Origin of the sequence: Escherichia sp. HH26CH, from assembly GCF_009820205.1 — a bacterium.
Taxonomy (GTDB): Bacteria; Pseudomonadota; Gammaproteobacteria; order Enterobacterales; family Enterobacteriaceae; genus Escherichia; species Escherichia coli_F.
Map to the genome: position 1 here is coordinate 1 of NZ_VNXM01000059.1, position 14,059 is coordinate 14,059.

11 protein-coding genes are annotated in these 14,059 nt (G+C 49.1%); 5 read left to right on the forward strand and 6 right to left on the reverse strand.

What is annotated here, in order from left to right:
• Positions 1–76: 76 nt before the first annotated feature.
• Together avtA and malS are read right to left on the reverse strand one after the other, a co-directional pair.
• Entirely contained in the window at positions 77–1,330 is a 1,254-nt protein-coding gene (gene avtA / locus FQ015_RS18670) for a valine--pyruvate transaminase (protein ID WP_000144351.1), read from the reverse strand.
• Positions 1,331–1,507: 177 nt separating this feature from the next.
• The gene (gene malS / locus FQ015_RS18675; protein ID WP_160524362.1) at positions 1,508–3,538 is read right to left on the reverse strand and encodes an alpha-amylase; all 2,031 of its coding nucleotides are present in this window, start codon (positions 3,536–3,538) and stop codon (positions 1,508–1,510) included.
• Between the two features lie 319 nt (positions 3,539–3,857).
• Between malS and FQ015_RS18680 the strand changes: the two genes are divergently transcribed.
• Positions 3,858–4,682: a protein bax gene (locus tag FQ015_RS18680; RefSeq protein WP_105277714.1), complete on the forward strand. Its 825-nt coding sequence runs from the start codon at positions 3,858–3,860 to the stop codon at positions 4,680–4,682.
• Between the two features lie 107 nt (positions 4,683–4,789).
• Here FQ015_RS18680 and xylR read toward each other — a convergent pair whose 3' ends face one another.
• The 4 genes from xylR to xylF all read right to left on the reverse strand — a co-directional run bounded on the left by xylR (position 4,790) and on the right by xylF (position 9,816).
• On the reverse strand, positions 4,790–5,968 hold the full coding sequence (gene xylR, locus FQ015_RS18685; protein ID WP_000494495.1) for a D-xylose utilization transcriptional activator XylR: 1,179 nt from the start codon (positions 5,966–5,968) through the stop codon (positions 4,790–4,792).
• Between the two features lie 77 nt (positions 5,969–6,045).
• Positions 6,046–7,227, reverse strand: a complete 1,182-nt coding sequence (gene xylH, locus FQ015_RS18690; RefSeq protein ID WP_000045978.1) for a xylose ABC transporter permease XylH — start codon at positions 7,225–7,227, stop codon at positions 6,046–6,048.
• The gene (gene xylG, locus FQ015_RS18695) at positions 7,205–8,746 is read right to left on the reverse strand and encodes a D-xylose ABC transporter ATP-binding protein (protein ID WP_039020899.1); all 1,542 of its coding nucleotides are present in this window, start codon (positions 8,744–8,746) and stop codon (positions 7,205–7,207) included. The genes xylH and xylG overlap by 23 nt, the downstream gene beginning before the upstream one ends.
• Positions 8,747–8,823: 77 nt before the next feature.
• Positions 8,824–9,816: a D-xylose ABC transporter substrate-binding protein gene (xylF, locus tag FQ015_RS18700; RefSeq protein ID WP_001296518.1), complete on the reverse strand. Its 993-nt coding sequence runs from the start codon at positions 9,814–9,816 to the stop codon at positions 8,824–8,826.
• A 365-nt stretch (positions 9,817–10,181) separates the two neighbouring features.
• Between xylF and xylA the strand changes: the two genes are divergently transcribed.
• The 4 genes from xylA to yiaA all read left to right on the forward strand — a co-directional run bounded on the left by xylA (position 10,182) and on the right by yiaA (position 14,023).
• Positions 10,182–11,504, forward strand: coding sequence for a xylose isomerase (gene xylA, locus FQ015_RS18705; RefSeq protein ID WP_160524363.1), 1,323 nt, complete (start codon positions 10,182–10,184; stop codon positions 11,502–11,504).
• Positions 11,505–11,575: 71 nt separating this feature from the next.
• Positions 11,576–13,030 carry a xylulokinase gene (gene xylB / locus FQ015_RS18710; RefSeq protein WP_160524364.1) on the forward strand — a complete coding sequence of 485 codons (1,455 nt, stop codon included), beginning with the start codon at positions 11,576–11,578 and terminating at the stop codon, positions 13,028–13,030.
• 168 nt (positions 13,031–13,198) lie between these two features.
• Positions 13,199–13,540 carry an inner membrane protein YiaB gene (gene yiaB / locus FQ015_RS18715; RefSeq protein ID WP_001339904.1) on the forward strand — a complete coding sequence of 114 codons (342 nt, stop codon included), beginning with the start codon at positions 13,199–13,201 and terminating at the stop codon, positions 13,538–13,540.
• A gap of 45 nt (positions 13,541–13,585) precedes the next feature.
• Entirely contained in the window at positions 13,586–14,023 is a 438-nt protein-coding gene (gene yiaA, locus FQ015_RS18720; protein WP_001296808.1) for an inner membrane protein YiaA, read from the forward strand.
• Positions 14,024–14,059: the final 36 nt, after the last annotated feature.

Here is a 14,059-nt window from a genome sequence, read left to right on the forward strand (position 1 = left end):
CAGAGAAAACTGGCCGATTTTCTCTGCACAGGAGGGATAATACAAGGCCTGATAAGCGTAGCGCATCAGGCAATTTTTAATGACTTTCAGCCCAGGCGCGTTCAATCTCTTCCGCCAGAATCTTCACCCCCGCTTCAATTTTATCCGGCTCCGGCACGTAGTTCATACGCATACATTGATGTGTATGCGGCCACGGTTTATCCAGCCCTGGGAAGAAGTTGTGCCCCGGCACCATCAGCACGCCCCGTGCTTTCAGGCGCTGGTAGAGCTGCTCGGTCGTAATTGGCAAATCCTTAAACCATAGCCAGAGGAAAATGGCTCCTTCCGGTTTATGAATCAGGCAGCGATCTTCCGGTAAATAGCGGCGAATGATAGCGATAGTTTCCTGAACACGCTGGTAGTAAAACGGTTTGATGACTGTTTCAGACAGGCGCAGCAGATCGTTACGCTTAATCATTTCACACATCATCGCTGGACCAATACCACCAGGTGCCAGGCTGATAATGCCGTTCATATTGGTGATGGCGGTGATGATTTTTTCATTGGCGATGATAATGCCGCAGCGGGAGCCTGGTAGACCCAGCTTGGAAAGACTCATGCACAGTACGATATTCGGATTCCACAGCGGGCGCGCTTCGCTGAAGATGATACCCGGGAACGGGACGCCATAAGCGTTATCAATCACCAGCGGAATGCCGTGTTGATTCGCCAGCGCGTCAAGCTTCAGCAACTCTTCGTCAGTAATCACATTGCCTGTTGGATTCGTCGGCCGGGAGACGCAAATCATCCCGGTTTCTTCGCCAATATGCAGATGCTCAAAATCGACGTGGTATTTAAACTGGCCTTCCGGCAGCAGTTCAATATTCGGACGCGCAGAGACAAACAGATCTTCTTCCAGTCCGGCGTCAGCGTAGCCAATGTATTCCGGTGCCAGCGGAAACAGCACTTTTTTGATCCGACCATCGGCACGGCGTCCGGCGAACAGATTAAATAAGTAGAAAAACGCGCTCTGGCTGCCGTTTGTTAGTGCAATATTCTGTGGTTCGATATCCCAACCCAACTTCTCGCGTAGCATTCCGGCAAGCAGTGTGAGTAGCTCCGTTTTCCCCTGTGGACCGTCGTAATTGCACAGTGCATCAGTCGCTTTGCCACTTTCCAGCATGTCGGTCAGTAGCGTCTGGAAGTAGTCCTGCATTTCCGGGATCTGCGCTGGATTACCGCCGCCGAGCATAATCGCGCCAGGCGTGCGTAAACCGTCGTTCAGATCTTCCATCAGCAGCGTAATGCCGGAGTGGCGGGTAAATTTGTCACCAAAAAGGGAGAATGTCATAGCGGGATATCTGTCGAACTCTGTAGCAAGGAAGGTAACAATAACGCTACATTTGCTGGGGTGCAAATCGGTCTGTTGAAGTGGGAGCGGTGCTTTATCCTGCAACTCTGATTAGGGCTGACATTTTATCCTGGTTGGCGGCTTCCCGAGGTACTCACGAACGGGAAGCCGGAAACGTTACTGTTGCCCCGCCCAGACGACCAGCACTTTATCGTCGCCATGCTCACGAACAAAGCCGTAGCCCTGCTTCAGCGAAAGTGTCGTTTGTTTGCCCGCGCCAATTGCAGGATGGCGGGCGCGGAACTGGCTGATTTTCTGCCAGTGCGCGACGCTAGCGGCAGATTTACCGCTAACATCCTGCCAGTTCATATCCGAACGCGTGCCTTGCAGCGGATCAGAACCGGTAGGACCGAACGGACGAGAGGATTCATCACCATAAAAGATTTGTACTGCACCTGGCGCTAATAACAATAACTCTGCTGCTTTGTCGCCCCCTTCACGAAACAAACGAGTATCATGCGACGAAAGATAGCTCAACACGTTGAAATCCTGCAATTTCTCTGCCATTTGCTGCCAGGTCGTATCCATCTGCGCCAGACAATCGACCGCTTTCGCCGCCTGCTCCTGATAATCGAAATTGATCATCGCATCGAAGCCGTGGCGATAGTAGTCACTTTGCATCACGCCATGGCCCCAGGCTTCACCGGTCATCCAGAACGGTTTGTCATCTAACGCTTTATCGGGATTCGCTTTTTTCCATTCGCGAAGTGCGGCGTTGGCTTCGGTTTTCAGTTGCTGCCAGGCGGGCAACTCAACATGCTTGGCGGTATCGACCCGAAAACCATCAATTCCGTGGTCACGGACCCACTGGCTTAACCAATGGGTTAAGTAATCTCGAGGGGTAAAGCCGTCAATGGCTTTAGCGTGGGTATCCGTTTTGTTGTTATAGAACACTGGCAGGCCAGAAGCGGTAGTTGATTCGGTTTTGATATCCGGTAAAAAGGCCAGCGACATGGTGAGATCGTCAAATCCAGGATTGTCGTAGTCGCCGATATCCGTTCTGATCCAGTTTTTTCCCCACCATTTATCCCAGCCTGTTTTGTCGCTGAAATTAATGTAATCGTTAAAGCTATGCCAGGTTTGCCCGGCGGCGGGCTTCCAGTCGCTCCAGCGGTCACCTAACGTTTTTTTCAGCTCATCACCAGAAAGGTATAACGCGCCAAACTGATACTCCTGCATATCCGCCAGTGTGGCATAGCCGGTGTGGTTCATCACGACATCAAAGAGAATACGAATACCGCGCTGATGCGCGCTATCAACCAGCGTCCGGAGATCGGCTTCGCTGCCCATATTGGCATCAAGATTCGTCCAGTCCTGGGTGTAATAACCGTGGTAGGCATAATGCGGGAAATCGCCTTTTGTACCGCCACCAACCCAGCCGTGGATTTGCTCAAATGGGGCACTTATCCATAAAGCATTGACGCCCAGCTGCTGGAGGTAATCCAGTTTGTTGGTCAGGCCGCGTAAATCGCCGCCGTGAAAAGTGCCAATTTCTGCCATATCGTCTTTATGACGTCCGTAACTCTGGTCATTACTGGGATCGCCGTTTTCGAAACGATCTGTCAGCACAAAGTAAACCGTAGCGTTATGCCAGTCGAAAGGGGCGGATGTGTCAGTTTCTGCCCGTTCCAGCAGGAGTAAACCGTTGCTGGTGGCAGCGGGTTGTAACGTTATTTGACCGTTCTTCACTATCGCAATTTGCTGGCTGTAATAATCCCGGACTGCGGCTCCCTCCGGAAAAGTGGCGCTGACATCCAGTGTGAGCGGTAATCCATCCCATTTCGGGCATTCACGGACCAGGCTTGCTACCGGTTCGACGGCGTTCTGGATGGAAATCATCAATGTTGGTGTACCGGAGCGGGTGTCTAGTTGCAGCGTATATTCGCCGTCCCTGAACAATCGCCATTGAGGTGGCGTGTTGCTACAAGGTTGCAGGGAAAGCATCTGATTGAGTTTTATCGCATCCGCAGGCTGCCAGCACTGTTGGTCAAAATTTAGCGTGAGTGGACGCGTACCTTTGGGCAACTGCGCGTGGCTGACAAATGTTCCCGTTCCCTGTTCGCTAAAGGCAGGGAACCCCGGAGAAGTCCAGCTGGCGGCAACGGCGAAGCCAGGAAGGAGTGTCAGAAAACAGGCGGCGAGTTTCATGGCGGATGAGTCCTTATTGCTGCGATTTCAGACAGTTTGCCAGCGATAAGCCAGACAAAACTCATCCCTGAGCGGTAAGTCCACAGGATGAGAAGCAAGGGTGAGCGATCGCGCGCAAAAAACGGCTGAATTTTGCGATAAACCCCACATTTTCTGCGATTTAGCGCCAATCTGAATCGTTAACACGTGACATAGTTTCAGATTTGGACTATTCCTTGGGGTGCTCTTGACAGCTATTTTTGATATGATTTGAGATTCAACTCTCAAATTTGTGAAAAATATAAGGTGTTGGAATGATTAAATCCGACCAGGAGACCTGATGATTTTGACTCCCATACGACGATATGGGGCGATGATTCTTATGTTACTCACTCTGGTGTTTTCGAGTGAGGTGTTAGCGAAGACGCACACAACAACAGCGAGTCAAAAGTCCCACTTAATTAAAGCTAGTAATAAACAGGTAAGCAGTAAACAAGAGTATTCTCGCAATAGTGCAAAGAGTAGTTCACTTCCTGATTTGCGAAAATACCCTTCCGGAACACCAAGGAAAAAAGCGTTTCTCCGGACCGTAATGCCTTACATTACCAGCCAAAATGCGGCCATTACTGCGGAACGTAACTGGCTCATTTCAAAACAGTATCAGGGCCAATGGTCACCTGCTGAGCGTGCGCGTCTGAAAGACATCGCCAAACGCTACAAGGTGAAGTGGTCTGGTAATACGCGAAAAATCCCGTGGAATACCTTGCTGGAACGCGTAGACATTATCCCCACTAGTATGGTAGCGACGATGGCTGCAGCAGAAAGCGGTTGGGGAACGTCGAAGCTGGCGCGTAGCAACAACAACCTATTCGGCATGAAGTGCATGAAAGGACGTTGTACCAATGCGCCGGGTAAAGTGAAGGGGTACTCACAGTTCAGTTCTGTCAAAGAATCGGTGAGCGCCTATGTCACTAACCTGAATACTCACCCGGCTTACTCTTCGTTCCGTAAATCGCGTGCACAACTGCGTAAAGCGGATCAGGAAGTGACTGCCACAGCGATGATTCACAAGCTGAAGGGCTACTCGACCAAAGGGAAGAGTTATAACAACTACCTGTTCGCAATGTACCAGGATAACCAACGGTTAATCGCGGCGCATATGTAATTGCATTTCCTCGAGCCTTATCCGACTTGCCAGTCGGATAAGGCTTTTGCTCGCATCAGGTGGTTGTGCTGAGTTACCTGATGCGACGCCGACAATTCTCATCATCGCTACAACATGACCTCGCTATTTACATCGCGATACTCTTTTGGCGTCGTGTCATATGCTTTTTTAAAAACAGAGTAGAAATATTGCAGCGATGGATAACCGCACATTTGCGATATCTCATTGATCGATAAGGTGGTTGAAATCAGCAGACTGCGCGCTTTCTCCAGCTTCTCGGCATGAATCATGGCATGGATGGTTTCACCCACCTCCTCTTTAAAACGCTTCTCAAGATTGGAGCGCGAGATCCCGACGGCATCGAGTACCTGATCCACTTTAATCCCTTTACAGGCGTGATTACGAATGTAATGCATGGCCTGAATAACGGCGGGATCGGTCAGCGAACGGTAATCTGTTGAGCGCCGTTCAATGACGCGAACTGGTGGGACCAAAATCCGCTGTAGCGGCATTTCTTCTTTATCTAATAATCGATGCAACAGTTTTGCCGCCTGATATCCCATTTGCCGCGCGCCCTGAGCGACCGAAGAAAGGGCGACACGCGACAGATAGCGGGTCAGTTCTTCGTTATCGATGCCAATCACGCATAATTTTTCCGGTACGGGAATATGTAGATGTTCGCATACTTGCAAAATGTGCCGCGCCCGGGCGTCGGTAACGGCAATGATCCCGGTTTGCGGCGGCAGCGTTTGTAGCCAGTCTGCCAGCCGATTTTGCGCGTGTTGCCAGTTCTCTGGCGCGGTTTCTAACCCCTGATAAACTACTCCGCGATACTTTTCTTCGGCGACAAGCTGACGGAAAGCATATTCGCGTTCAGTGGCCCAACGTTTGCCGCTGGATTCCGGAAGACCATAAAAAGCAAAGCGGTTAACGCCTTTCTCTTTTAAATGCAAAAATGCGCTTTCAACCAGTGCATAGTTATCGGTGGCAATGTAATGAACGGGTGGGTAACTTTCGGCAAGGTGATACGAGCCACCAACCCCAACAATGGGGACGTCGACGTTAGCCAGTGCTTGCTCGATTTGTTTGTCGTCGAAGTCGGCAATGACGCCATCTCCTAACCAGTCCTTGATTTTATCAATGCGGGCGCGGAAATCTTCTTCAATGAAAATATCCCATTCCGATTGTGACGCCTGTAAATATTCCCCTACGCCTTCTACTACCTGACGGTCATAGGCTTTATTAGCATTGAACAGCAATGTGATGCGGTGACGTTTAGTAAACATGGTTCTTTTCCTGCTGAATCATGCAAAAACTCAAAACCGGTAATAAGTTACCGGTTTTGAGAAAATTTTTATCAAAATCAAGAACGGCGTTTGGTTGCGGAGTCCATCCATACTGCCAGCAACAGAATCGCACCTTTAACTATATACTGCCAGAAGGTCGGTACATCCATCATACTCATGCCGTTATCCAGTGAAGCCATGATGAATGCCCCCATTACCGCTCCGGCCACGCTCCCGACGCCGCCTGCCAGACTGGTGCCGCCAATCACACATGCGGCAATTGCGTCCAGTTCGGCGATATTTCCCGCAGAAGGTGAACCTGCGCCAAGGCGTGAACTAAGGATTAACCCAGCGATAGCGACCATTAATCCGTTAATAGCGAACACGGCAAGTTTGGTGCGTTCAACGTTAATCCCGGAGAGCCGTGCTGCTTCCAGATTGCCGCCGATGGCATAAATGCGTCTTCCAAATGCCGTCCGCGTTGCCATAAACATTCCGCCGAGTAACAGCAACGTCAACAGCAGAACAGGAGTGGGAACGCCACGGTAATCGTTCAACAGCCAGATTGCGCCTAAGACGATAATCGCCGTTAATGCCTGGCGGCCGACAACTGCGGTAGAGGCCGGAGACTGCAAACCCAAAGCCTGACGGCGCATTCTTCCGCGCCATTGCCAGCCAACAAAAGCCATTAAGCCAAGCGCGCCAATGATGAAGCCGGTGCTGGCAGGTAGATAGCTTTGCCCAATTTGTGACATCGCGGCACTGGTGGGGGAAACCGTCGTGCCGTTGGTGATGCCAATGAGTATGCCGCGAAATGCCAACATGCCCGCAAGGGTGACAATAAATGAAGGGACTTTGCGGTATGCAACCCACCATCCGTTCCAGGCTCCGAGAAGCAGTCCCAGAACCAACGTCACAATGATGGTAAGTGGCAAAGGCCAGCCTAGCCAGACGTCACAAATCGCCGCGACGCCACCTAATAGCCCCATCATTGAGCCGACGGAAAGGTCGATTTCAGCAGAAATTATGACGAACACCATTCCTACCGCGAGGATGCCGGTAATCGCGGTCTGGCGTAACAGGTTGGAGACGTTACGGGCGCTTAAGTAGGCACCATCGGTGGTCCAGGTAAAGAACAGCATGATTGCGATGATCGCTGCAATCATCACGAAGACCTGCAAATTCAGTGACTTCAGCCCGGAAAAGCCACCGGATGTCGGTACTGCCAATTTCACTTCAGACGGATTGCTTTTCGACATGATGTTCGCTCCTCAATGCGGCTTCCATCACCTGCTCCTGAGTCAGGTTATGATTTATCAGGTTGGCTTTTAGTTTCCCTTCATGCATCACCAGTACACGATCGCTAAGGCCGAGCACTTCAGGTAATTCGGAAGAGATGACAATAACGGCAATACCCTGCTGGACGAGTTGGTTAATTAATTTGTAGATCTCGTATTTCGCGCCAATATCGATACCCCTGGTAGGTTCATCAAGAATGAGAATGCGCGGGTTGAGTAACAGACAGCGAGCGAGGATCGCTTTTTGCTGATTGCCGCCGCTCAAACGTCCAATAGCAAGGTCGGGGGACGACGTTTTAACTTTGAGTTGCTGGATTGATTCCAGAATACATTTTTGCTCTGCCGCGTCATCAAGCTGGCTAATACCGCCGGTAAATTTATTGAGTGCGGCGAGGGTAATATTTTTACCAACCGCCATTACCGGAACGATGCCGTCGCGCTTTCTGTCTTCGGGTACCATCGCAATCCCCTGGGCGATGGCTTGCTGACAGTTACGAATATCTACCTGTTTGCCATCAATATAAATTTTTCCTTCCCATTGTCCGGGCCACACGCCAAACAGGCACTGAATGGTCTCGGTACGTCCGGCACCAACGAGTCCGGCAATACCCAGTATTTCGCCACGTTTCAGGGAAAACGAGACATCATTAACTCGTTTAATATGACGATTAACCGGATGCCATGCCGTCAGATGTTCAATACGTAATATTTCATCTCCGGTGGTATGTGGTTCATTAGGGTAAAGCGCGGTTAACTCTCGCCCGACCATCATGGTGATAATATCGTCTTCACTCATTCCGGCAGCATCACGCGTACCAATGTGCTGACCGTCGCGAATAACGCAAATCGTATCGGAAATCGCTTTGACTTCGTTGAGTTTGTGCGAAATATAAATACAGGCGATACCGTGCTGTTGTAGATCGCGAATAATATCCAGTAAAACCGACGTTTCCTGCTCAGTTAATGAGGCTGTCGGTTCATCGAGAATTAACAAGCGCACCTGTTTATTAAGTGCCTTGGCAATTTCAACCAGTTGTTGTTGCCCTAGCCCTAAATCGCCAACGCGGGTATCTGGTGAAATAAGTAAACTGACCTGTGCGAGCAGCTTCTGACAGCGTAGCGTCATCAGATCATAGTCCATAATACCATTGTGGGTTATTTCGTTACCCAGGAAAATATTTTCCAGTACGGTCAATTCTTTCACCAGGGCCAATTCCTGGTGAATGATGGCGATACCTTTGCGTTCGGTATCGCGGATGTGACTCGCCTGAATCTCTTCTCCCGCAAAAATAATGTCGCCTTCGTAGGAGCCATGGGGATAAATACCACACAGCACTTTCATCAGCGTTGATTTACCAGACCCATTTTCCCCGCAGAGTGAGACGATTTCGCCGGAATTCAACCGCAAGCTAACGTTATCAATCGCCTTCACACTGCCGAAGGTTTTGGTAATGTTCTTCATTTCAAGTAGATAAGGCATAACGACTCCACCTAAGCCAATTAATTTACACGGCATGGAGAGAAATCACGCCCCCGCTCTGTGCCGGGGCGTAATGCTTACAGCTCGCTCTCTTTGTGGAATCCGTCTTTAACTACCGTATCTTTGATGTTGTTTTTATTCACATCGATCGGTGTCAGCAGGCGGGAGGGAACATCTTTCAGACCATTATTCAGTGTGGTATCTGCTTTTGGTTCCTGACCATTGCCCAACTCAACAGCAATTTCTGCGGCAGTATTTGCCAATAATGTAATAGGTTTATACACCGTCATAGTTTGCGTACCGGCTGCAATACGTTTAATACCTGCGAGATCCGCATCCTGGCCGGAAATTGCTACTTTCCCTGATAAACCTTGCGCACTTAATGCCTGAATTGCCCCACCTGCGGTGGCATCGTTTGAGGCAACTACAGCATCAATTTTGTTATTATTGGCGGTTAGCGCGTTTTCCATAATTTTCAATGCGTTTTCCGGTAACCAGCCATCAACCCATTGGTCACCAACGACTTTAATTTTTCCGGAATCAACGTAAGGTTTTAACACTTTCATTTGTCCGGCGCGGAATAGCTTGGCGTTGTTATCTACCGGCGAGCCGCCCATCAGGAAGTAATTACCTTGCGGAACAATATCGACCAGGGCTTTTGCCTGCAGTTCACCGACTTTTTCGTTATCGAAAGAAATATAAAAATCGATATCCGCATCGTTAATCATACGGTCGTAAGCTAATACTTTAATACCTTCTTGTTTGGCTTCTTTTACAACGTTACTTAATACCTGACCGTTATACGGAATAATGACAAGAACATCGACACCCCGGTTAATCATGTTTTCAATCTGCGACATTTGTGTTTCTTCATTGCCATTTGCAGACTGTACAAATACTTTCGCGCCGAGAGACTCTGCTTTTTTCACAAAAATATCTCGATCTTTTTGCCAGCGTTCAAGACGGAGATCATCAATCGCCATACCTATTTTGACTTCTTTGGCGTGCGCCGCAACGTTGGTAAGCAGAAGTGAGGTGCAAAGGGTGAGTAGAATGTTCTTTATTTTCATGGTGTAGGGCCTTCTGTAGTTAGAGGACAGCTTTAATAAGTAACAATCACCGCGATAAACGTAACCAATTTTTAGCAACTAAACAGTGGAAAACAATTACAGATTTTTATCTTTCGATTACGATTTTTGGTTTATTTCTTGATTTATGACCGAGATCTTACTTTTGTTGCGCAATTGTACTTATTGCATTTTTCTCTTCGAGGAATTACCCAGTTTCATCATCCCATTTTATTTTGCGAGCGAGCGCACACTTGTGAATTATCTCAATAGCAGTGTGAAATAACATAATTGAGCAACTGAAAGGGAGTGCCCAATATTACGACATCATCCATCACCCGCGGCATTACCTGATTATGGAGTTCAATATGCAAGCCTATTTTGACCAGCTCGATCGCGTTCGTTATGAAGGCTCAAAATCCTCTAACCCGTTAGCATTCCATCACTATAATCCCGACGAACTGGTGTTGGGCAAGCGTATGGAAGAGCACTTGCGTTTTGCCGCCTGCTACTGGCACACCTTCTGCTGGAACGGGGCGGACATGTTTGGTGTGGGGGCGTTTAATCGTCCGTGGCAGCAGCCTGGTGAGGCACTGGCGTTGGCGAAGCGTAAAGCAGATGTCGCATTTGAGTTTTTCCACAAGTTACATGTGCCATTTTATTGCTTCCACGATGTGGATGTTTCCCCTGAGGGCGTGTCGTTAAAAGAGTACATCAATAATTTTGCGCAAATGGTTGATGTCCTGGCAGGCAAGCAAGAAGAGAGCGGCGTGAAGCTGCTGTGGGGAACCGCTAACTGCTTTACAAACCCTCGCTACGGTGCGGGTGCGGCGACGAACCCAGATCCAGAAGTCTTTAGTTGGGCGGCGACGCAAGTTGTTACAGCGATGGAAGCAACCCATAAATTGGGCGGTGAAAACTATGTTCTGTGGGGCGGTCGTGAAGGTTACGAAACGCTGTTAAATACCGACTTGCGTCAGGAGCGTGAACAACTGGGCCGCTTTATGCAAATGGTGGTTGAGCATAAACATAAAATCGGTTTCCAGGGTACGTTGCTTATCGAACCGAAACCGCAAGAACCGACTAAACATCAATATGATTACGATGCCGCGACGGTGTATGGCTTCCTGAAACAGTTTGGTCTGGAAAAAGAGATTAAACTGAACATTGAAGCTAACCACGCGACGCTGGCAGGTCACTCTTTCCATCATGAAATAGCCACCGCCATTGCGCTTGGCCTGTTCGGTTCTGTCGACGCCAACCGTGGCGATGCACAACTGGGCTGGGACACCGACCAGTTCCCGAACAGTGTGGAAGAGAATGCGCTGGTGATGTATGAAATTCTCAAAGCAGGCGGTTTCACCACCGGCGGTCTGAACTTCGATGCCAAAGTCCGTCGTCAAAGTACTGATAAATATGATCTGTTTTACGGTCATATCGGCGCGATGGATACGATGGCGTTGGCGCTGAAAATTGCAGCACGCATGATTGAAGATGGCGAGCTGGATAAACGCATCGCGCAGCGTTATTCCGGCTGGAATAGCGAATTAGGCCAGCAAATCCTGAAAGGCCAAATGTCACTGGCAGATTTAGCCAAATATGCTCAGGAACATAATTTGTCTCCGGTGCATCAGAGTGGTCGCCAGGAGCAACTGGAAAATCTGGTAAACCATTATCTGTTCGACAAATAACGGCTAACTGTGCAGTCCGTTGGCCCGGTTATCGGTAGCGATACCGGGCATTTTTTTAAGGAACGATCGATATGTATATCGGGATAGATCTTGGCACCTCGGGCGTAAAAGTTATTTTGCTCAACGAGCAGGGTGAGGTGGTTGCTTCGCAAACGGAAAAGCTGACCGTTTCGCGCCCGCATCCACTCTGGTCGGAACAAGACCCGGAACAGTGGTGGCAGGCAACTGATCGCGCAATGAAAGCTCTGGGCGATCAGCATTCTCTGCAGGACGTTAAAGCATTGGGTATTGCCGGCCAGATGCACGGTGCAACCTTACTGGATGCCCAGCAACGGGTATTACGCCCTGCCATTTTGTGGAACGACGGGCGCTGTGCGCAAGAGTGCACTTTGCTGGAAGCGCGAGTTCCGCAATCACGGGTGATTACCGGTAACCTGATGATGCCCGGATTTACTGCGCCTAAATTGCTATGGGTTCAGCGGCATGAGCCGGAGATATTCCGTCAAATCGACAAAGTATTATTACCGAAAGATTACTTGCGTCTGCGTATGACGGGGGAGTTTGCCAGTGATATGTCTGACGCAGCTGGCACCATGTGGCTGGATGTCGCAAAGCGTGACTGGAGTGACGTCATGCTGCAGGCTTGCCACTTATCTCGTGACCAGATGCCCGCATTATACGAAGGCAGCGAAATTACTGGTGCTTTGCTACCTGAAGTTGCGAAAGCGTGGGGTATGGCGGCAGTGCCAGTTGTCGCAGGCGGTGGTGATAATGCAGCTGGTGCGATTGGTGTGGGAATGGTTGATGCTAATCAGGCAATGTTATCGCTGGGGACGTCGGGGGTCTATTTTGCTGTCAGCGAAGGATTCTTAAGCAAGCCAGAAAGCGCCGTACACAGCTTTTGCCATGCGCTCCCGCAGCGTTGGCATTTAATGTCTGTGATGCTGAGTGCAGCGTCGTGTCTGGATTGGGCCGCGAAATTAACGGGCCTGAACAATGTCCCAGCTTTAATCGCGGCTGCTCAACAGGCTGATGAAAGTGCCGAGCCTGTCTGGTTTCTACCTTATCTTTCCGGTGAACGTACGCCACACAATAATCCCCAGGCGAAGGGGGTTTTCTTTGGTTTGACTCATCAACATGGCCCCAATGAACTGGCGCGAGCAGTGCTGGAAGGCGTGGGTTATGCGCTGGCAGATGGCATGGATGTCGTGCATGCCTGCGGCATTAAACCGCAAAGTGTTACGTTGATTGGTGGCGGGGCGCGTAGTGAGTACTGGCGTCAGATGCTGGCGGATATCAGCGGTCAGCAACTCGATTACCGCACGGGGGGGGATGTGGGGCCAGCACTGGGCGCAGCAAGGCTGGCGCAGATTGCGGCGAATCCAGAGAAATCGCTCATTGAGTTGTTGCCACAACTGCCGTTAGAACAGTCGCATTTACCAGATGCGCAGCGTTATGCCACTTATCAGCCACGACGTGAAACGTTCCGTCGCCTCTATCAGCAACTTCTGCCATTAATGGCGTAAACGTTATCCCCTGCCTGACCGGGTGGGGGATAATTCACATCTATATATATCAATAATCAATTAATATTTAGTATGAATTTATTCTGAAAATCATTTGTTAATGGCATTTTTCAGTTTTGTCTTTCGTTGGTTACTCGTAATGTATCGCTGGTAGATATGGAGATCATTATGAAAACCTCAAAGACTGTGGCAAAACTATTATTTGTTGTCGGAGCGCTGGTTTATCTGGTTGGGCTATGGATCTCATGCCCATTGTTAAGTGGCAAAGGTTATTTTCTTGGCGTGTTAATGACGGCAACTTTTGGCAACTATGCATATCTTCGCGCAGAAAAACTCGGGCAACTGGATGATTTTTTTATTCACATCTGCCAGTTAGTTGCGTTAATCACTATCGGTCTCTTGTTTATCGGTGTTTTAAACGCACCTATCAATGCTTATGAAATGGTGATCTACCCTATCGCCTTTTTTGTCTGCTTGTTTGGTCAAATGCGTTTGTTTCGCTCGGCATGAGCAACATAAAGCTCTTACACATTCAGGAATGAAAGGAATACTGTGATGGACAACAAAATATCAACCTATTCTCCGGCATTTAGTATTGTGTCATGGATAGCTCTTGTTGGTGGTATCGTTACCTATCTGTTAGGGCTATGGAATGCAGAGATGCAGTTAAATGAAAAAGGATATTATTTTGCCGTACTGGTATTAGGACTGTTTTCTGCGGCGTCTTATCAAAAGACCGTTCGGGACAAGTATGAAGGCATACCGACCACCTCCATTTATTATATGACCTGCCTGACTGTCTTTATTATCTCTGTTGCGTTACTGATGGTAGGTCTGTGGAATGCGACGTTATTACTCAGCGAGAAAGGTTTTTATGGACTGGCTTTCTTCTTAAGCTTGTTTGGTGCAGTAGCGGTGCAGAAGAATATTCGTGATGCCGGAATAAACCCACCAAAAGAAACACAGGTTACCCAGGAAGAATACAGCGAATAATTCACGTAAGCCCGGTCAGTCCAATGTAACCGGGCT